The following is an 18,899-nucleotide window of genomic DNA, read 5'->3' as shown; positions in this document are numbered from 1 at the left end:
TTTCCCCCTACAATGCAAGGTATAAAATTCGATGCGAATAGAACTTTTCATCTTAGCCATAAAAGATATAACATTTTTAGAGGGCGAAAATTAAACCTCATGTCAATCTATAAAAAATTCATACAATACCCTTTCGTTGTCTACATTCATTAATTGCCTCATGGAAAAATATAGTTTTCATCTTACAAAAAGAGAAACCAATACTGCTGAGGCAGATAGAGAAATTATTGGTAAATTTGAGATACTTAAATATTCCCGCCTCATACAACTTCAATTATTTATTATCCAAAATATCATTCAAAATATACCTTTCCTGTTCAGCACCCGATGCAAAAACAATATTATTTAGTGTTGAGATGAAAACTCCGTGCCAAATAGAACGTTCATCTTTATTTATCCATGATATAAATAGAGCTTCCTCAACAGAGATCCAAATAACTTCTGCATTAGACTCTAACAGTATCTGCTTGAAATCATCATCAGGAAGGGTCAGTACATGGGATATGATTTTGCTTGCAGATCCACTACCATTAATGATGCACCAAAAAGGTTGAGGTTCACAAAAATCCGAAAGAGAGGTAAAAGTTAACCCTCGAACCTGGGCTGCATGCATTGTGCTACTTACTCTATGGCTATCTCTCCAGGAACGGAGGTCTTTCAAAAGATAATTAACGCGCTGATTTCTTGCTTTGCTATCTTCAGTCTGATATTGAATGTATTGAGGTCCACCACCGTTCTGCCTGTATCTGGCTAATGATTTAGCACTGATACCAAGGTAGAGAGCAGCTAAATCTACACTTAACGTTGTGTCATCAGGCATATCACCAAAAAGTTTCCATACTTCTGATAGCTCTCTCAATGTTTCAACAACACTCATCTCTCAATCCCTTCTATTCACTATTCAGACAATGGTGGATAATTTTTTGATGCCAATAATGCATTATACAACTTAGGTGCTGTCATCAGCATATGCAACTCAATCCGTTGAAGAGCTTCAAACACTCGTTCCTGATCTGGTTCCGCATATCTTTCTGTTGGATCAGTTGTGTTTCGGTGATTTAGTAATCGCTTAACAACAGCATAGGAAGTAAGTTCTTCTGCAACGCGACCAAACGTTCGACGCAGATCATGCATACCAAGCTTGACGATATCTGCTTCTACGCAAAGGTATTCACGTAAACTTTTACTGTCCGAATAGTGCCCTACTTTGCTTCTTTTGGAACGGGCAGGGAAAACCCATTTCAGTCTTTCTTGACGAGTTTCTGCTTCCTGAACAATGTCCCTTCTGTCTTCCAGAATTCTTTTGACAGCATCGCAGATTGGCAATTCGTGATCGTTCCTGTTTTTAGTGTCATAAAAGCGAATAATTCTTTTTTCCAGATCGACATAACTTGAAGTTTTAGCCTCTTCTACTGAGAGATGCTCTCTCCAACATAATGAAGCCGTTTCTTCCTTACGAGCACCAAGAAGGATAGTCAGCAGAAGGTAATCACAGCCAAGACGGTTGAAGCTTCTCTTCTTATGTAATGCTGTTAAAAATCGGCCAAGAGTATCTTTTGGAGAAAGTGGATTTCTAACACCTTTTGCACGATAACTATCCTCAAGCTCTGATCGAGTCCTGAACTTTTTTTGCACCTTTAGGATGTTAAATGGATTGTAAGACAGCGTAGGTGGCCTTTGTTGGGTTTGAGCATTCCCAGCTTCGATTTCGATTGCATGTTTCACTGCCACATTTATCCATCGAAACGTCTGTTCTGCTGCTGTCCTGGCTCTGCTGGCAATTTCATCGAACTTACGAAGGATTTCATTACCAGTGAGATCCTTTACTCGTAAAGCTTCCCACTCTTTCAGGCGATTTTCTGCTTTGTTCAGCACATTAAGTGTATTCGGCTTTGCTGGTTTAGACCTTCCAAGAAGGTGTTGGCGGTATTGGGCGAACACTTCGCTGATAGTGAGTTCAGAAGCCTCTGTTTCTCGCTTGATTCTATTGGGATTCCTCTTCGTTGCGATCATTGTCTGAACCAACTGTCGGGCAGCTTCACGAGCTTGATCGATACTCGGAAAATCAGAAACATTTCAAACTTTTACTTTAAGCACAGAACTTGGTTTCTTACCTTCACTCACACTACGATCACCAGAAGATACTCTTCGCTGGATTACATAGGTTTTTTTCGTCAAACTTACCTTTACCCCGAATCCCACAGGGGCGTCCCTGTGATCATCAAAGACTATGTAAGGTTTTTGATCAGGGTTAGCTTCGAAAACAACTTTTCCAGAGCTACTAAGTTCTGGCTTAACATGGACACTTAACTTGTTGATAATAAAAGACTGAGTGAGAGTTGTTTTCAAAGTACCACCACTGTTTGTAGCCCAGAAAAGGAGTAAAACCAATCTATCACGTTCTGAGCTACAGGTGAGCTACAAATTTGCGGGTCCATGTGAGTTTAACATAGATTTAAATGGGGCCACATGAGTACCTGAAAGATTAAAAAAATGAGTAAAATCAAAATGAATGAAGACATAGACAAGGACTTCTCTAGCCACACGCCGATGATGCAGCAGTACCTGAAACTGAAAGCTCAGCATCCGGAAATTCTGCTGTTTTATCGTATGGGCGACTTTTACGAGCTTTTCTATGACGATGCCAAACGGGCGTCGCAGCTGCTCGACATCTCTCTGACCAAACGTGGCGCGTCAGCAGGTGAACCGATCCCGATGGCCGGGATCCCGCATCATGCAGTGGAAAACTATCTGGCGAAACTGGTGAATCAGGGTGAATCCGTTGCCATCTGCGAACAGATAGGCGATCCGGCGACCTCCAAAGGCCCCGTCGAGCGCAAGGTGGTGCGCATCGTTACGCCGGGTACCATCAGCGACGAAGCGCTGTTGCAGGAGCGTCAGGATAACCTGCTCGCCGCCATCTGGCAGGACAGCAAAGGCTACGGTTACGCCACGCTGGATATTAGCTCCGGGCGTTTTCGCCTGAGCGAACCCGCCGACCGTGAAACCATGGCGGCAGAGCTGCAACGCACCAATCCGGCGGAACTGCTTTACGCCGAAGATTTCGCCGAGATGGCCCTGATTGAAGGGCGTCGTGGTCTGCGCCGTCGCCCGCTGTGGGAGTTCGAAATTGACACGGCTCGCCAGCAGTTAAACCTGCAGTTTGGCACCCGCGACCTGATTGGTTTTGGTGTAGAGAACGCCCCGCGCGGTCTCTGCGCTGCAGGCTGCCTGCTGCAGTACGTGAAAGACACGCAGCGCACCACCCTGCCGCACATTCGCTCAATTACCATGGAGCGTCAGCAGGACAGCATCATCATGGATGCCGCTACGCGCCGTAATCTGGAGATCACTCAGAATCTGGCCGGTGGGGTTGAAAACACGCTCGCTTCGGTGCTCGACAGTACCGTCACGCCGATGGGCAGCCGTATGCTTAAACGCTGGCTGCATATGCCGGTGCGCGATACGGCAGTGCTGAAAAGCCGCCAGCAGACCATTGGCGCGCTGCAGGATCGCTTTACAGAATTACAGCCCGTGCTGCGTCAGGTGGGCGATCTGGAGCGTATTCTGGCCCGTCTCGCACTGCGCACTGCGCGTCCGCGAGATCTGGCCCGTATGCGCCACGCCTTCCAGCAGTTGCCTGAACTGCGCGCGCAGCTGGCGGAAGTCGACAGCGCGCCGGTGCAAAAGCTGCGCGAAAGCATGGGTGAATTTACCGAGCTGCGCGAGCTGCTGGAGCGCGCGGTTGTGGAAGCACCGCCGGTGCTGGTTCGCGACGGTGGTGTGATTGCCCCGGGTTACAACGAAGAGCTGGACGAATGGCGCGCCCTGGCAGACGGGGCCACTGATTATCTGGATAAGCTTGAAATCCGCGAGCGCGAGCGTCTGGGCCTGGATACCCTGAAAGTCGGCTACAATGCGATTCACGGCTATTACATCCAAATCAGTCGTGGACAGAGTCACATGGCGCCGATTCACTACGTTCGTCGCCAGACGCTGAAGAACGCCGAACGCTACATCATTCCAGAGCTGAAAGAGTACGAAGACAAAGTTCTTACCTCCAAAGGCAAAGCCCTGGCATTGGAAAAGCAGCTTTATGAAGAGCTGTTCGACACGCTCCTGCCGCACCTGGCTGATATGCAGTTGAGCGCAAGCGCGCTTGCCGAGCTGGATGTGCTGGTAAACCTGGCAGAACGCGCTGATACGCTCAATTACACCTGTCCGACGTTCAGCGACAAACCGGGTATTCGCATTGCCGAAGGGCGTCATCCGGTGGTTGAGCAGGTGCTCAACGAGCCGTTTATCGCCAACCCGCTGAATCTCTCTGCCCAGCGTCGCATGCTGATCATCACCGGCCCGAACATGGGCGGTAAAAGTACCTATATGCGTCAGACTGCGCTTATCGCCCTGCTGGCTTATATCGGCAGCTATGTTCCGGCGCAGAGTGTGGAGATCGGTCCTATTGATCGCATTTTCACCCGCGTGGGGGCGGCGGACGATCTGGCCAGTGGCCGCTCGACCTTCATGGTCGAGATGACCGAAACCGCCAACATTCTGCACAACGCGACGGAAAACAGCCTGGTGCTGATGGATGAGATCGGTCGTGGTACCTCTACCTACGATGGTCTTTCCCTCGCATGGGCCTGCGCTGAAAGTCTTGCGAATAAGATCAAAGCGCTGACCCTGTTTGCGACGCACTATTTTGAACTGACGCAACTGCCAGAGAAAATGGAGGGTGTCGCCAACGTTCATCTGGATGCGCTTGAGCACGGCGATACCATCGCTTTCATGCATACGGTGCAGGACGGAGCGGCCAGCAAGAGCTACGGCCTGGCCGTTGCCGCGCTGGCGGGCGTGCCAAAAGAGGTGATTAAACGCGCGCGCCAGAAACTCCGCGAGCTGGAAAGCCTGTCGCCGAACGCTGCTGCGACGCAGATTGACGGCTCACAGATGTCGTTGCTGACGCTGGCAGAAGAGACCTCCCCGGCGCTCGAAGCGCTGGAGAATCTCGATCCAGATTCTCTGACGCCGCGTCAGGCGCTGGAGTGGATCTATCGCCTGAAAAATCTGGCGTAAATTACCTCAGGCAACATTAACCGGCTCGGGTGCGCAGATAGTCGATAAACACGCGCACCTTAGCCGAGACATGCTGCGCATCGGGATAGACCGCATAAATGCCCTGCTGCGCAAAGGTGTAGTCGGGTAAGACGTGTATCAGCCGCCCCTTTTCCAGTGCATTTTTTACCAGCCATTCTGGCAGCAATGCCACGCCCGCTCCCGCGAGCGCAAACGCCATCAGCGCCTGAGCGCTGTCGGCAAATAATCGTGCAGGACGCGTGATCTCTAACAGCGCTTTTTTTCCACAGGCATCGGTCACCTGCCAGCGTAGCGGCGCAGGAAGGCGGTCATGAATCAGCCACTCGGCCTGCGCCAGTACGTCCAGCGAATCAACCGGGTGTGCAGAGAGCCATTCCGGAGCGGCCACGGGCAAAATCGCGAAACGGGAAATCTGCGCGGCGTGATAGCGAGAGTCGGCCAGCGTTCCCAGCCGAATGGCGACGTCAAAACGCTCTGCGATCAAATCGGCATGATGCGACGACGCAACGTGGCGTATCCGTAAATCCGGATGAAGACGACTGAACTCCGCCAGAACCGGGATAATCACCTGCGCACCGTACTCCGGCGTCGAGGTGATTCGCAGCTCACCGCTCAGCCCAACGTGGCTGGCCCTGACTTCATCCTGCAAATTCTCCGCCGCTTTTAACAGCTCGACACCGCGCTGATAAAAGAGCGCGCCCGCTTCCGTGAGGGTGATTCTGCGCGTAGAGCGCAGGAGTAACGTTACGCCCAGCTCATTCTCCAGCTGGCGAATATTAAAACTAACAACGGCTTTGGTTTGCCCAAGCGTAGTGGCCGCCGCGGTAAAACTGCCGGTATCCACCACCGCCACGAAAATCGTCATTCGTTGTAGATTGAGCATTGCTGAGTGCCATTACTGTCAAAATTATTTTGACAGTATATCGCCAGCGATGCCGTTTATCCCACGCTTTCTGGCAGATACATTACCGCTCCTTAACAGAGGGTAAATCATGACGTATCGCCATAAAGTCGCCATCGTGTTTCTGCTGGGCTTTTTTCTCGACCTCATCAATATGTTTATCGCCAGCGTCGCCTTCCCGGCGATGGCGGTGGTGCTAAACGCATCCGCCCCTGCGCTGGCATGGATCAGTAATGGCTACATCGCTGGCATGACGCTGGTCATCCCTTTTAGCGCCCTTATCACCCGCAGGATTGGCGCAAAGCGCCTTTTTATTCTCTCCCTGACCCTGTTCTGTGCTGCGGCGTCCGCCGCCGGGCTGGCGGAGTCACTGAGCCATCTTATCTTCTGGCGGGTGCTTCAGGGAGCGGGCGGGGGTCTGCTGATCCCGGTTGGGCAGGCCCTGGCGTGGCAACAGTTTAAACCCCACGAGCGGGCCGGATTATCGACAGCGGTGATGCTGGTCGCCCTGCTCGCTCCCGCGAGTGCGCCGGCGCTGGGGGGAGTGCTTATTCAGTTCTTTATCTGGCGATGGATCTTTTTTGCACCGCTGCCGCTTGCGGTCGTCACGCTGCTGCTCGCCTGCCTGTGGCTCAAAAACGACACCACGGCATCAGGGCCTGCTCGTTTACTGCATTTGCCGCTGCTGTCCGACCCGCTGCTGCGCTTCGCGATGCTGATCTATTTATGCGTACCGGGGATTTTCATTGGCGTGAACGTGGTCGGCCTGTTTTATCTGCAGAGTGTGGTAAAGATGACCCCGGCGGCAACGGGTGCGCTGATGCTCCCCTGGTCGCTCGCCTCGTTTATCGCCATTTCCGCTACCGGCAAATATTTCAACCGTCTTGGCCCACGCCCGTTGATAATCACCGGCTGTCTGCTGCAGGCGGCGGGAATCGCGGGTTTAGCAGTAGTATCAGCGACAACCCCTGAATACATCATCATCGCCCTCTTCGTACTGATGGGAGCTGGTGGCAGTCTGTGCAGCAGCACCGCACAAACCACCGCTTTTCTTAACGTGGCCTTTGACGAAATGCCGGACGCCAGCGCGCTGTGGAATATCAATCGCCAGCTGAGTTTCCTTCTGGGGGCTACGCTGCTGGCCGTGATGTTGAGCACTCTGCAACAGATTTTCACCCCCCTTCAGGCCTGGCACGGGACATTCATTCTTGCAGGCCTCATCACGCTTGTACCGCTGTTTAGCGCGATCCGACTGAACAACCAGCAGGTACTTATCCACCTTCATAAGGAACCATCATGAATCTGTTTAAAGATGAAATCATCGACGCGCACATTGCCATTGAAAACTGGCTCGGCAAAGGCGAAGGCGATCACGACGCGCTAATGGCGCATTTCTGCGAGGGATTTACCATGGTGACACCGACCGGGGCATGCCTGGATTATCCTGCCCTGAGCGCGTTCTTTCTGGCACAGCGCGGCAGCCGTCCGGGGCTTTCCATTTTAGTCGACAATGTGGACGTGCTGGAGGCGTGGCCGAATGGCGCAGTGCTACGTTATCGCGAAGTGCAACATCAGCCTTCAGCGCCAACGACCCTGCGATGGTCAACCGTGGTATTACGTCAACAAGGGGATAGCGTGCTCTGGCGCCATCTTCACGAAACAGTCGAACGTTAGAAAAGAAAAAGGCCCGTCTCTCGACGGGCCTTTTTTGATGAAAAGGTGCTTATTCGCGGAACAGCGCTTCGATATTCAGCCCTTGTCCCTGCAGGATTTCACGCAGGCGACGCAAACCTTCTACCTGAATCTGACGAACACGTTCACGAGTCAGGCCAATCTCACGGCCAACATCTTCCAGTGTCGCAGCTTCATACCCCAGCAGACCGAAACGACGTGCCAGCACTTCACGCTGTTTGGCGTTCAGTTCGAACAGCCATTTGACGATGCTCTGTTTCATATCATCGTCTTGCGTGGTGTCTTCCGGGCCGTTGTCTTTTTCATCGGCCAGGATGTCCAGCAGCGCTTTTTCGGAATCGCCACCCAGCGGGGTGTCGACGGAGGTAATGCGCTCGTTAAGACGCAGCATACGGCTTACGTCATCAACCGGTTTATCGAGCTGCTCGGCAATCTCTTCCGCACTTGGCTCGTGGTCCAGTTTATGGGACAACTCACGTGCAGTACGCAGATAGACGTTCAACTCTTTGACGATGTGAATCGGCAGGCGGATCGTACGGGTTTGGTTCATAATCGCCCGTTCGATAGTCTGACGAATCCACCAGGTCGCGTACGTAGAGAAACGGAACCCACGTTCTGGGTCAAACTTCTCAACGGCGCGGATCAGGCCCAGGTTGCCCTCTTCAATCAGATCCAGCAGTGCCAGACCACGATTGCTGTAACGACGAGCAATTTTCACCACCAGACGCAAGTTACTTTCGATCATGCGGCGGCGTGAGGCTACATCTCCACGCAATGCGCGACGCGCGAAATAGACTTCTTCTTCGGCCGTTAACAGTGGGGAATAACCAATCTCCCCAAGGTAAAGCTGAGTCGCGTCAAGCACACGCTGTGTGGCGCCCTGCGATAACAGCTCTTCTTCAGCTAAATCGTTATCACTGGGTTCCTCTTCAACCAAGGCTTTCTCATCAAAAGACTCGGCTCCGTTCTCATCAAATTCCGCATCTTCATTTAAATCATGAACTTTCAGCGTATTCTGACTCATAAGGTGGCTCCTACCCGTGATCCCTGAACGAGACACCCTGAAGTGGTATGTCCCGTCAAATTATCGCTGCGGTAAATATTGCAGCGGGTTTACGGATTTCCCCTTGTAACGAATTTCAAAATGCAAGCGTGTAGAACTGGTGCCGGTGCTACCCATGGTAGCGATTTTTTGCCCCGCCTTGATTTCTTGTTGTTCCCGGACCAGCATTGTATCGTTATGGGCGTAGGCACTCAGGTAATCATCGTTATGTTTGATGATAATAAGATTACCGTAACCGCGCAGAGCGTTACCGGCATATACAACGCGTCCATCTGCGGTCGCGATGATTGCCTGTCCCTTACTTCCTGCGATATCGATCCCTTTGTTTCCCCCCTCGGAGGAAGAGAAGTTCTCGATAACCTTGCCATCAGTCGGCCAACGCCAGGTTGAAATTGGCGCACTGGCGGTTTGACTGCTGGCAGTCGGTACGGAAGAGCTAACCACAGGTGCCGTAACCGGTGCTGTGACGACAGTCGCAGACGGCTTATTATTCGGCAACATTTTGTTAGCACTCTGTTCACCTGAGTCTTCAGAATACGTAATTGTTGGTTGTGAAGCAACCACCGCGCTGGTATTTTGCGCAGGTTTCACACTATTGTTTTGCGCGGTGACATCCGCGGCTGAAACAGAGTTGCCTGGGGTCAGCGGCGTACCGGTCGCATTACCGACCTGCAGCGTCTGGCCGACTTCCAGGCCATACGGGGCTTGTACGTTGTTTCGCTGGGCGAGGTCACGGAAATCGTTCCCGGTGATCCACGCGATATAGAACAGCGTGTCGCCACGTTTTACGGTGTAGGTGCTGCCGCCCGTATAACTTCCTTTCGGAATGTTCCCATACTTGCGGTTATAGACTATGCGGCCATTCTCAGTCTGCACAGGTTGTTGCACTGGCTGAATCTGAGTTGGCTGCGTGATCGGCGTTTGAACAGGCTGGATCTGCGGAGTTTGCTGCGGTGCCGCAGTACCCATTTTAGGCGGAGGCGTAATCAGCATTCCACCGGAAGTATTCCCCGAATTGCTGCTCCCGCCGACTGAGCTCACTGGCGCAGGGGGGTTATTAGAACTCGTGCAACCTGCCAGCCAAAGCGAAACCAATGACAATGCCGCGACACGGCTGATGGTGAATTTCGGGCTTCCCGCGCTCATTTATCCCCCAGGAATGTGTTAACTACCAGTGACTTAAAATTAACCGTGATGGCTTGAACCTTTTGCGCCACACCATACGCTGAATTTTTCCGAATAACCCTGGAAAATTCCGAGTATCAGGCAAGCTCTCCCTTAACAAGAGGCACAAAACGCACGGCTTCAACGGTATCGATAATGAACTCGCCGCCCCGTCGACAAACACGCTTCAGAAGCTGTTGTTCATCGCCCACCGGCAAAACGAGAATACCGCCATCGTCCAGCTGCGCCAGAAGCGCGGCCGGGATCTCAAGCGGTGCTGCCGTCACGATAATGGCATCAAACGGCGCGCGGGCCTGCCAGCCCTGCCAGCCATCGCCGTGACGAGTGGAAACGTTATGTAAATCAAGCTGTTTAAGGCGACGACGGGCGTGCCACTGCAAGCCTTTAATCCGCTCGACGGAGCAGACGTGATGGACGAGATGGGCCAGAATTGCCGTCTGATACCCTGAACCGGTGCCGATTTCCAGCACCCGGGATTCCGGCGTCAGCTCCAGCAGCTCCGTCATGCGCGCAACCATATACGGCTGTGAAATCGTCTGCCCTTGCCCGATCGGCAAAGCGACGTTTTCCCACGCTTTGTGTTCAAACGCCTCATCCACAAATTTCTCACGCGGAACCTGTGAGATTGCCTCAAGCACACGCTCGTCGGTGATGCCCTGAGTGCGTAATTGAGTCAGAAGAGCTTGTACACGTTTACTTACCATTGTGTGTTCACCCCGGCACGTTCCAGCCAGCCTGAGACCACATCTTGCGCGTTATAGGCGGTTAAATCTACGTGCAGCGGCGTAACGGACACATAGCCTGCATCCACGGCCGCAAAGTCCGTATCTGGCCCGGCGTCGCACTGCTCGCCAGGAGGACCAATCCAGTAAAGCGTATTTCCGCGCGGATCTTGCTGAGGGATCACCTGATCGGCTGGATGGCGACTGCCACAGCGCGTCACGCGAATACCTTTGATCTCGGCAAGAGGCAGATCCGGCACGTTGATATTCAGAATGCGACCGGTGCGCAGCGGCTCACGGCTGAGGGCGCGCAGGATCGAACAGGTGACGGCAGCGGCCGTATCGTAATGGGTGTAACCATTGAGCGAGACCGCAAGCGCCGGGAACCCGAGATGACGCCCCTCCATCGCTGCTGCAACCGTTCCGGAGTAGATCACGTCGTCGCCCAAGTTTGGGCCAGCGTTGATGCCTGAGACCACCACGTCCGGGCGCGGGCGCATCAGTGCGTTCACGCCGAGGAAAACGCAGTCCGTTGGCGTCCCCATTTGCACCGCGATATCGCCGTTTTCATAGGTAAAAGTGCGAAGGGACGACTCCAGCGTTAATGAGTTGGAGGCACCGCTGCGGTTACGATCGGGAGCAACAACCTGCACCTCGGCAAACTCGCGAAGGTGTTTAGCCAGCGTCTGAATTCCAGGCGCATGGATCCCATCATCGTTACTCAGCAATATTCGCATAGTCACCCGACGTATTGATTAGTTCCCTGACAACACTGGTGGCAAAGCTCCCTGCCGGCAGCCAGAAACGTAACTCTACGGTTACGTCATCCCACCAGTTCCAGCTTAGCTGCTGCGGATAGAGCAGCATCGCGCGGCGTGCCGCTTCAACTTTCTCCCGCACCAGCAATGATTGTAATTCTGTCGCCTCTGCAACCGCCGCCTGCTCCGCGACCAGCGCGTCGCCCTGCGTTCCCCACTCTCCCGAGCCGGGCAGCGCGGCGGTAATCAGCAGCGTTTTATTGTCGACGCGTGCCTGCAGATCGGCCATTTCATCGCTTGTGGCGACAAACCAACTGCCGCGTCCCGCTAATTGTAGCGCATCGCCGACAACAACTTGATTCGCGTCCGTTTTTTTCAGTCGTTCGCTCACAATCTGATTAAACAACGCACTGCGGGCTGCCGACAACCAAAAACTGCGTTTATTCCTGTCGCGAACCGGGGCATTGCTCTGCGCCCAGCGCAGCGCACCCTGCAAATTGCTGCCGCCAATCCCGAAACGCTGGGTACCGAAATAGTTCGGCACGCCCTGCTCGTTAATGGCCGTCAGACGTTTTTCGACGTCATCACGGTCTGTGACTTCACGCAGCACAAGAGTAAACGTATTGCCCTGAAGCGCCCCCAGGCGCAGCTTGCGCTTGTGGCGGGCGTACTCCAGCACTTTACAGCCTTCAAGCTCAAATTTGCTTAAATCAGGCATCGCATTGCCCGGCACGCGCGCGCACAGCCACTGTTCTGTGACCGCATGTTTGTCTTTTTGCCCCGCAAAGCTCACTTCACGGGCATGAATCTTGAGGAATTTTGCCAGCGCATCGGCCACAAAACGGGTGTTGCAGCCGTTTTTCAGAATACGCACCAGAATATGCTCGCCTTCGCCGTCCGGCTCAAAGCCGAGATCTTCCACGACCACGAAATCTTCTGGGCTGGCTTTCAGCAGGCCATTTCCCTGTGGTTTGCCGTGCAGATACGTCAGGTTAGCAAAGTCGATCATTTGGCCGCCTTCACCAGCAGCGCCACAGCCTCACAGGCGATACCTTCGCCGCGACCGGTAAAGCCGAGCTTCTCGGTGGTGGTCGCTTTGACGTTAACGTCATCCATATGGCAACCGAGATCTTCCGCGATAAAAACGCGCATCTGCGGAATGTGCGGCAGCATTTTTGGCGCCTGAGCGATGATCGTCACATCGACATTACCGAGGGTATAGCCCTTCGCCTGAATCCGGCGCCAGGCTTCACGCAGCAGCTCGCGGCTGTCCGCGCCTTTAAACGCCGGATCGGTGTCCGGGAACAGTTTACCGATATCGCCCAGCGCCGCCGCGCCGAGCAAAGCATCGGTTAAGGCATGCAGCGCAACATCGCCATCAGAGTGTGCGAGTAAGCCCTTCTCGAAGGGAATGCGTACGCCGCCAATGATAATCGGGCCAACGCCGCCAAAGGCGTGTACGTCAAAACCGTGTCCAATTCGCATTATGCCTTCTCCTGAGGGATCGTACGGGTAAGATAAAATTCCGCGAGCTGTAAGTCTTCCGGGCGCGTCACTTTTATATTATCAGCGCGCCCCTCAATCAGCTCAGGGTGAAAACCGCAATACTCCAGCGCCGACGCTTCGTCGGTGATGGTGGCGCCTTCATTGAGGGCGCGGGTTAAACAGCTTTTGAGCAGTTCGCGGGGGAAAAACTGGGGGGTCAGCGCGTGCCATAAATCGACGCGCTCAACGGTATGAGCGATAGCTTGCACGCCCGGCTCTGCGCGCTTCATGGTGTCGCGCACGGGCGAGGCCAGAATGCCACCCGTGGCGCTGGTTTCGCTGAGCTTAAGCAGACGGGCCAGATCGTCCTGATGCAGGCAGGGGCGTGCAGCGTCGTGTACCAGCACCCACTCGGCATCACCCGCCGCGCGAAGGCCTGCAAGAACGGAGTCGGCGCGCTCTGTGCCACCATCAACGACGGTAATCTGTGGGTGATTTGCCAGCGGTAGATCGGCAAAACGGGCATCGCCCGGACTGATGGCGATCACGACGCGCGTCACCCGTGGGTGCGCCAGCAGCGCCGCGACGGAGTGTTCAAGGATCGTTTTATCGCCAATGGAAAGGTACTGCTTAGGACACTCTGTTTGCATGCGCCGACCGAAACCTGCTGCCGGTACCACAGCGCATACATCCGAAAAAGTCACTGCCATGTCGTAATCCTGGGCCTGATTATCGATTGTTTTGTGCTGAGCCCTGACTGCGTTTAGACGCATCCGGCACCAGACGATAAAAAGTTTCGCCCGGCTTAGTCATACTGAGTTCGTTGCGTGCGCGTTCCTCAATCGCTTCTTGCCCGCCATTGAGGTCGTCAATTTCGGCAAAGAGTTGATCGTTTCGCGCTTTGAGTTTTGCGTTTGTTGCCTGCTGTGCCGTGACGTCATCATTGACGCGACTGTAGTCGTGAAGACCGTTCTTACCGAACCACAGCGAATACTGTAGCCAGACCAGCAAAGCCAGCAACAGCAGTGTTAATTTACCCATCCAGCCCCCTGAAAAACGGCATCATCATCCCATAACTTTCCGTTCGACTCTACTCTGGGGTTTTAATTATGTCGCAAGTTAGCCCATCAGCCATAAAAACAGCAGGCCGAAAATGATGACCACGGTGGCAATGGTGATAATGGTGCTGTAGAACAGGCGGCCATTCAGCAGCGAGTGCAGCGCAATGCCAACCACAACCGCGACGGGCATCAGCGCGAGAAAGAACGGCCAGGTGTAGAGGAAGAAAAACAGCGTATTGCGGCCATAGATCAGAAACGGGATGCCGAGCGCCAGCAACCACGAGACGAAGCCGACCACGGCCCCAGGAAGTGACCAGGTCGTGTCGTCATCAGTCGATACGGTGTCCGACGTGGTGATAATGTAATTCTCACTGTTACGCATAGCAGATCCTGTGACCATGACACATCTTACGGGCAGCGAGCTATCCGTTCGATACCGTCTCAGGATCTGATAATATCGCCCTGTCTGAGCAGGTCTAATAATTGGCCTACTAAATTTGTTACCAATTGTTGACCTTCCAGGTGAATCTCTGGTGATTCAGGGGCTTCGTAAACCGAGTCAATGCCGGTGAAATTACGCAGCTCGCCCGCACGGGCCTTTTTGTAAAGCCCTTTCGGATCGCGCGCTTCGCACACCGCAAGCGGCGTATCGACAAACACTTCGATAAACCGCTCGTGACCCACGCGCTCGCGCACCATCTGTCGCTCGGCGCGATGCGGCGAGATAAAGGCGGTTAATACGACCAGCCCTGCATCAGCCATCAGGCTCGCCACTTCCCCTACGCGGCGAATGTTCTCTTTACGATCGTCATCGCTAAATCCCAAATCGCTGCACAGGCCGTGGCGCACGTTGTCGCCATCGAGCAGATAGGTACTGACCCCCTGCTGATGCAGCGCCTCTTCCAGCGCTCCGGCCACGGTGGATTTACCGGAGCCAGACAGCCCGGTAAACCACAGCACAACCCCACGATGACCGTGGAGTTGTTCGCGCGCGGCAACGGTTACCGGATGAGGATGCCAGACGACGTTCTCATCGTGCTGCGCCATTATTTTCCTCCCAGCAAATCGCGTGCGCCCCAGTGCGGGAAGTGTTTGCGGACCAGCGCGTTCAGCTCCAGCTCAAAGGCGCTAAATTCAGAAGGCGCTGCGGTTGCCTGCTCGTGCGGCTCGCGCACCATCCCGGCACCCACGGTGACGTTAGTCAGCCTGTCGATAAAGATCAGACCGCCCGTTACCGGGTTTTGCTGATATTTGTCGAGCACCAGTGGCTCATCAAAAGTGAGATCCACCAGTCCAATACCGTTCAGCGGCAATTCTGAAACCTGGTGCTGCGCCAGATTGTTGATGTCCACCTGATAATGAATGCTATCGACGCGCGCACGGGTTTTCTTGCCCGCGATTTTGATGTCATAGCTTTGGCCCGCCGTCAGCGGTTGCTCCGCCATCCACACCACGTCCAGGGAGGCGCTTTGCACGGCCGGCACGCTCTCCTGCGCATCCAGCAGCAAATCACCGCGGCTAATATCAATCTCGTCCTTCAGTACCAGAGTCACCGCTTCGCCCGCGCCCGCTTCCGGCAAATCGCCGTCGAAGGTGACAATACGGGCAATGGTCGATTCCACACCGGACGGCAGCGCTTTCACGCGCTGGCCAACTTTCACCACGCCGGAGGCAATCGTCCCGGAGAAGCCGCGGAAATCGAGGTTTGGGCGGTTGACATATTGCACCGGGAAGCGCATCGGCTGGCTTTCCACGGGGCGTTGAATTTCGACGGTTTCCAGCACTTCCAGCAGCGTCGGGCCGCTGTACCACGGCATGTTCACGCTCTGGGAGGCCACGTTATCGCCCTCCAGTGCGGAGAGCGGCACAAAGCGAATATCCAGATTGCCCGGCAGCTGCGCGGCGAAAGTCAGATAGCTCTGGCGGATCTCCTCGAATTTCTCTTCGCTGAAATTCACCAGATCCATTTTGTTGACTGCCACCACCAGGTGTTTGATGCCGAGCAGCGTGGAGATAAAGCTGTGGCGGCGGGTCTGATCGAGCACGCCTTTGCGCGCGTCCATCAGCAGGATCGCCAGCTCACAGGTCGATGCGCCCGTGGCCATGTTACGGGTGTACTGCTCATGCCCTGGGGTGTCGGCGATGATGAATTTGCGCTTCTCGGTTGAGAAATAGCGGTACGCCACGTCGATGGTAATCCCCTGCTCGCGTTCAGCCTGCAGGCCATCCACCAGCAGCGCCAGATCGAGTTTTTCGCCCTGGGTGCCGTGACGTTTGCTGTCATTGTGCAGGGAGGAGAGCTGGTCTTCGTAAATCTGTCGCGTGTCATGCAGCAGTCGGCCAATCAGGGTGCTTTTCCCGTCATCGACGCTGCCGCAGGTCAGAAAGCGCAGCAGGCTTTTGTGCTGCTGGGCGTGCAGGTAAGCTTCCACGCCGCCTTCATCAGCAATTTGTTGTGCAATAGTGGTGTTCATGGCGGCTCCTTAGAAATAACCCTGACGTTTCTTCAGCTCCATTGAGCCTGCCTGGTCGCGGTCAATCATGCGCCCCTGTCGCTCACTGGTGGTGGAAACCAGCATCTCTTCGATGATCTCCGGCAGCGTCTGTGCGTTTGATTCCACAGCGCCCGTCAACGGCCAGCAGCCCAGCGTACGGAAGCGGACCATCTGTTTTTTGATCACTTCGCCCGGCTGCAAATCGATACGATCGTCGTCGATCATCATCAGCATTCCGTCGCGTTCCAGCACCGGACGCTCTGCCGCCAGATACAGCGGAACGATTTCGATATTTTCCAGATAGATATACTGCCAGATATCCAGCTCGGTCCAGTTGGAGAGCGGGAAGACGCGGATGCTTTCGCCTTTATTAATCTGGCCGTTGTAGTTGTGCCACAGCTCCGGGCGCTGGTTTTTCGGGTCCCAGCGATGGAAGCGGTCGCGGAAAGAATAGATACGCTCTTTGGCGCGGGATTTCTCTTCGTCACGGCGCGCGCCACCGAAGGCCGCATCAAAACCGTATTTGTTCAGAGCCTGCTTCAGCCCTTCGGTTTTCATGATATCCGTGTGTTTCGCGCTGCCGTGCACGAACGGGTTGATGCCCATCGCCACCCCTTCCGGGTTTTTGTGCACCAGCAGCTCGCAGCCGTAGGCTTTGGCGGTGCGGTCGCGGAACTCGTACATTTCGCGGAATTTCCAGCCAGTATCCACGTGAAGCAGCGGGAACGGCAAAGTGCCCGGATAAAACGCTTTACGCGCCAGATGCAGCATGACGCTGGAATCTTTCCCGATCGAGTACATCATCACCGGGTTCGAAAATTCGGCAGCCACCTCGCGGATAATATGGATGCTTTCCGCTTCAAGTTGCCGCAGGTGGGTAAGTCGTTTTTGGTCCATAACCATTCCTTAAGCCAGATTCACCACAGAAGAGTTGAATCCCTCCTGCTGTTGGTTGTGTTGAAACCAGGCGAGCGTCTGATGTAGCTCCACCACCTCTCCCACCACAATCAGGGCGGGCATGGGGGCATTTTTCGCCAGGTTTGCAAGTTGTTGTAAGGTTCCGGTCGCGACGTGCTGGTCGACGCGTGTCCCGCGTGAAATCACCGCCACCGGCGTCGCTTTATCGCGCCCATGACGAATCAACTGTTCGCTGATGTCAGCGGCTTTCAGAGTGCCCATGTAGATCGCCAGCGTCTGACGACTTTGCGCCAGCTGGGCCCAGTCAAACGGCGCGCTGTCTGCTTTGTAGTGTCCGGTAACGAAGGTGACGCTCTGGGCATAATCACGGTGAGTGAGCGGGATACCGGCGTAGGCGGTGACCGCCGATGCCGCCGTTATCCCAGGGACCACCTGAAACGGCACGCCCGCCTGCGCGGCTGCCTGCAACTCTTCACCGCCGCGCCCGAAAATAAACGGGTCGCCGCCTTTTAGGCGTACCACGGATTTCCCGGCTTTCGCGGCATCAATCAGCATCTGATTGGTCTCATGCTGCGCCACTGAGTGTTCGCCCGCGCGTTTGCCGACGCAGATTTGCTCGGCATCGCGACGGATAAGCTCACGCACCTCGTCGCTTACCAGATGATCGTAAAAGACCACGTCGGCCTGCTGGATAACCTGCAGACCACGCAGCGTCAGCAGCCCGGCGTCACCCGGCCCGGCACCGACTAAAATAATTTCGCCCTGTTGCTGATGTGAAGCGTGAAGGGAGTCCTCCAGCTCGCGTTTGGCAGCCTGTTCGTTTCCCGCCGCCATTAGGCTGGCAAAACGCCCGCGAAAGGCTTTCTCCCAAAAACGACGGCGATGGGCGGTGGTGGTACGGTACGCTTTCAGTCGTTCCCGAAAGCCCCCCGCCACTTCAGCCATACGCCCGAGGCTTACAGGTAATAATGCTTCCAGCTTTTCTCGCAGCATGCGCGCCAGCACGGGCGCGTTGCCGCCGGATGAGATTGCAATCAGCAGCGGGGAACGGTCGACAATCGACGGGAAGATAAACGAGCACAAGGGCTGATCGTCCACCACGTTCACCAGCCGATGACGGGCATTGGCCGCCTCGAACACCCGACGGTTCAGCGCCGGATCGTCCGTCGCCGCGATGGCCAGCACCACCTGATCAAGCTGTGACTCATCGAATTCTGACGCCGTAACACTCTGCACCTGCGCGCCGGCCCGCTGTAAAAAAGCGATTTTGCGATCGGCGATTTCGCCCGTCCCGACAACCAGCACCGGACGGTCTTTCAATAAAGCAAACAGCGGCAGATAGTCCACGATGCGGTAACTCGTCTCAACAACAGGAATAGTGGGACTATAGGGGGCGGCTTAGAGTGAATGAAATTACGAATTGGAATGAGTAGTTACTCAATGGAATAACGAGTTGAGAAAGCTAATATCAAAAAGTGCTTAACCTGCGAAATAACGGGCATTTAAGAGCAAATGAAATTGT

At 54.5% G+C, this 18,899-nt stretch carries 19 protein-coding genes and 1 pseudogene; 3 read left to right on the top strand and 17 right to left on the bottom strand.

Annotation, left to right across the window (positions count from 1 at the left end; all coding sequences use genetic code 11):
• Window positions 1-274: 274 nt before the first annotated feature.
• The 3 genes and pseudogenes from OVA10_RS07050 to OVA10_RS07045 form a co-directional block, all read right to left on the bottom strand.
• Window positions 275-877 (bottom strand): hypothetical protein, encoded by a 603-nt coding sequence (locus OVA10_RS07050; protein WP_268195671.1) that lies wholly within the window; start codon window positions 875-877, stop codon window positions 275-277.
• Between the two features lie 20 nt (window positions 878-897).
• The gene (locus OVA10_RS26055; protein WP_326493401.1) at window positions 898-1,635 is read right to left on the bottom strand and encodes a tyrosine-type recombinase/integrase; all 738 of its coding nucleotides are present in this window, start codon (window positions 1,633-1,635) and stop codon (window positions 898-900) included.
• 318 nt (window positions 1,636-1,953) lie between these two features.
• A pseudogene (locus OVA10_RS07045) lies at window positions 1,954-2,349 on the bottom strand (integrase); the annotation flags it as partial.
• A gap of 159 nt (window positions 2,350-2,508) precedes the next feature.
• Here OVA10_RS07045 and mutS point away from each other — a divergent pair.
• Window positions 2,509-5,076 (top strand): DNA mismatch repair protein MutS, encoded by a 2,568-nt coding sequence (gene mutS / locus OVA10_RS07040; RefSeq protein WP_268196872.1) that lies wholly within the window; start codon window positions 2,509-2,511, stop codon window positions 5,074-5,076.
• 16 nt (window positions 5,077-5,092) lie between these two features.
• On the opposite strand, the gene OVA10_RS07035 is transcribed toward mutS, so the two are convergent.
• Window positions 5,093-5,980 carry a LysR family transcriptional regulator gene (locus tag OVA10_RS07035; RefSeq protein ID WP_123428691.1) on the bottom strand — a complete coding sequence of 296 codons (888 nt, stop codon included), beginning with the start codon at window positions 5,978-5,980 and terminating at the stop codon, window positions 5,093-5,095.
• A gap of 109 nt (window positions 5,981-6,089) precedes the next feature.
• On the opposite strand from OVA10_RS07035, the gene OVA10_RS07030 reads away from it, so the two are divergent.
• Window positions 6,090-7,298, top strand: a complete 1,209-nt coding sequence (locus tag OVA10_RS07030; RefSeq protein ID WP_268195670.1) for an MFS transporter — start codon at window positions 6,090-6,092, stop codon at window positions 7,296-7,298.
• Window positions 7,295-7,672 carry a DUF4440 domain-containing protein gene (locus OVA10_RS07025; RefSeq protein WP_181826771.1) on the top strand — a complete coding sequence of 126 codons (378 nt, stop codon included), beginning with the start codon at window positions 7,295-7,297 and terminating at the stop codon, window positions 7,670-7,672. The genes OVA10_RS07030 and OVA10_RS07025 overlap by 4 nt, the downstream gene beginning before the upstream one ends.
• A gap of 49 nt (window positions 7,673-7,721) precedes the next feature.
• Here the strand turns inward: OVA10_RS07025 and rpoS are convergent, their stop codons facing one another.
• The 13 genes from rpoS to cysG all read right to left on the bottom strand — a co-directional run bounded on the left by rpoS (window position 7,722) and on the right by cysG (window position 18,724).
• Window positions 7,722-8,714: an RNA polymerase sigma factor RpoS gene (rpoS, locus tag OVA10_RS07020; RefSeq protein WP_095283101.1), complete on the bottom strand. Its 993-nt coding sequence runs from the start codon at window positions 8,712-8,714 to the stop codon at window positions 7,722-7,724.
• A gap of 60 nt (window positions 8,715-8,774) precedes the next feature.
• Window positions 8,775-9,899 (bottom strand): murein hydrolase activator NlpD, encoded by a 1,125-nt coding sequence (gene nlpD, locus OVA10_RS07015; protein ID WP_100779140.1) that lies wholly within the window; start codon window positions 9,897-9,899, stop codon window positions 8,775-8,777.
• Window positions 9,900-10,015: 116 nt separating this feature from the next.
• Window positions 10,016-10,642 (bottom strand): protein-L-isoaspartate(D-aspartate) O-methyltransferase, encoded by a 627-nt coding sequence (locus tag OVA10_RS07010; RefSeq protein ID WP_100779139.1) that lies wholly within the window; start codon window positions 10,640-10,642, stop codon window positions 10,016-10,018.
• Window positions 10,636-11,397, bottom strand: coding sequence for a 5'/3'-nucleotidase SurE (surE, locus tag OVA10_RS07005; RefSeq protein WP_100779138.1), 762 nt, complete (start codon window positions 11,395-11,397; stop codon window positions 10,636-10,638). Before surE ends, OVA10_RS07010 begins: the two co-directional genes overlap by 7 nt.
• Entirely contained in the window at window positions 11,378-12,427 is a 1,050-nt protein-coding gene (gene truD, locus OVA10_RS07000) for a tRNA pseudouridine(13) synthase TruD (RefSeq protein ID WP_123428685.1), read from the bottom strand. The genes surE and truD overlap by 20 nt, the downstream gene beginning before the upstream one ends.
• Window positions 12,424-12,903 (bottom strand): 2-C-methyl-D-erythritol 2,4-cyclodiphosphate synthase, encoded by a 480-nt coding sequence (ispF, locus tag OVA10_RS06995; RefSeq protein WP_017457714.1) that lies wholly within the window; start codon window positions 12,901-12,903, stop codon window positions 12,424-12,426. The genes truD and ispF overlap by 4 nt, the downstream gene beginning before the upstream one ends.
• Window positions 12,903-13,613: a 2-C-methyl-D-erythritol 4-phosphate cytidylyltransferase gene (gene ispD, locus OVA10_RS06990; RefSeq protein WP_107702939.1), complete on the bottom strand. Its 711-nt coding sequence runs from the start codon at window positions 13,611-13,613 to the stop codon at window positions 12,903-12,905. Before ispD ends, ispF begins: the two co-directional genes overlap by 1 nt.
• A gap of 19 nt (window positions 13,614-13,632) precedes the next feature.
• Complete coding sequence (gene ftsB / locus OVA10_RS06985) at window positions 13,633-13,944, bottom strand: cell division protein FtsB (protein ID WP_100779135.1); 312 nt, start codon at window positions 13,942-13,944, stop codon at window positions 13,633-13,635.
• Window positions 13,945-14,022: 78 nt separating this feature from the next.
• Window positions 14,023-14,346, bottom strand: coding sequence for a DUF3561 family protein (locus OVA10_RS06980; RefSeq protein ID WP_100779134.1), 324 nt, complete (start codon window positions 14,344-14,346; stop codon window positions 14,023-14,025).
• 59 nt (window positions 14,347-14,405) lie between these two features.
• Entirely contained in the window at window positions 14,406-15,011 is a 606-nt protein-coding gene (gene cysC, locus OVA10_RS06975) for an adenylyl-sulfate kinase (protein ID WP_100779133.1), read from the bottom strand.
• Entirely contained in the window at window positions 15,011-16,438 is a 1,428-nt protein-coding gene (gene cysN, locus OVA10_RS06970) for a sulfate adenylyltransferase subunit CysN (RefSeq protein WP_100779132.1), read from the bottom strand. The genes cysC and cysN overlap by 1 nt, the downstream gene beginning before the upstream one ends.
• Window positions 16,439-16,447: 9 nt before the next feature.
• A complete protein-coding gene (cysD, locus tag OVA10_RS06965; protein ID WP_095283121.1) occupies window positions 16,448-17,356 on the bottom strand; it encodes a sulfate adenylyltransferase subunit CysD in 909 nt (302 codons plus the stop codon).
• A gap of 9 nt (window positions 17,357-17,365) precedes the next feature.
• On the bottom strand, window positions 17,366-18,724 hold the full coding sequence (gene cysG / locus OVA10_RS06960; protein ID WP_268195669.1) for a siroheme synthase CysG: 1,359 nt from the start codon (window positions 18,722-18,724) through the stop codon (window positions 17,366-17,368).
• Window positions 18,725-18,899: the final 175 nt, after the last annotated feature.

This window comes from Lelliottia sp. SL45 (assembly GCF_026672535.1).
Lineage (GTDB): Bacteria > Pseudomonadota > Gammaproteobacteria > Enterobacterales > Enterobacteriaceae > Enterobacter > Enterobacter nimipressuralis.
Note: the sequence above shows the minus strand (reverse complement) of the source record. Positions and strands in the feature narration are given on the sequence as shown.

Coding starts and splice junctions, on each gene's coding strand:
- OVA10_RS07050 (WP_268195671.1), bottom strand. CDS start 877: ATGAGTGTTGTTGAAACATTGAGAGAGCTATCAGAAGTATGGAAACTT.
- mutS (WP_268196872.1), top strand. CDS start 2,509: ATGAATGAAGACATAGACAAGGACTTCTCTAGCCACACGCCGATGATG.
- OVA10_RS07035 (WP_123428691.1), bottom strand. CDS start 5,980: ATGCTCAATCTACAACGAATGACGATTTTCGTGGCGGTGGTGGATACC.
- OVA10_RS07030 (WP_268195670.1), top strand. CDS start 6,090: ATGACGTATCGCCATAAAGTCGCCATCGTGTTTCTGCTGGGCTTTTTT.
- OVA10_RS07025 (WP_181826771.1), top strand. CDS start 7,295: ATGAATCTGTTTAAAGATGAAATCATCGACGCGCACATTGCCATTGAA.
- rpoS (WP_095283101.1), bottom strand. CDS start 8,714: ATGAGTCAGAATACGCTGAAAGTTCATGATTTAAATGAAGATGCGGAA.
- nlpD (WP_100779140.1), bottom strand. CDS start 9,899: ATGAGCGCGGGAAGCCCGAAATTCACCATCAGCCGTGTCGCGGCATTG.
- OVA10_RS07010 (WP_100779139.1), bottom strand. CDS start 10,642: ATGGTAAGTAAACGTGTACAAGCTCTTCTGACTCAATTACGCACTCAG.
- surE (WP_100779138.1), bottom strand. CDS start 11,397: ATGCGAATATTGCTGAGTAACGATGATGGGATCCATGCGCCTGGAATT.
- truD (WP_123428685.1), bottom strand. CDS start 12,427: ATGATCGACTTTGCTAACCTGACGTATCTGCACGGCAAACCACAGGGA.
- ispF (WP_017457714.1), bottom strand. CDS start 12,903: ATGCGAATTGGACACGGTTTTGACGTACACGCCTTTGGCGGCGTTGGC.
- ispD (WP_107702939.1), bottom strand. CDS start 13,613: ATGGCAGTGACTTTTTCGGATGTATGCGCTGTGGTACCGGCAGCAGGT.
- ftsB (WP_100779135.1), bottom strand. CDS start 13,944: ATGGGTAAATTAACACTGCTGTTGCTGGCTTTGCTGGTCTGGCTACAG.
- OVA10_RS06980 (WP_100779134.1), bottom strand. CDS start 14,346: ATGCGTAACAGTGAGAATTACATTATCACCACGTCGGACACCGTATCG.
- cysC (WP_100779133.1), bottom strand. CDS start 15,011: ATGGCGCAGCACGATGAGAACGTCGTCTGGCATCCTCATCCGGTAACC.
- cysN (WP_100779132.1), bottom strand. CDS start 16,438: ATGAACACCACTATTGCACAACAAATTGCTGATGAAGGCGGCGTGGAA.
- cysD (WP_095283121.1), bottom strand. CDS start 17,356: ATGGACCAAAAACGACTTACCCACCTGCGGCAACTTGAAGCGGAAAGC.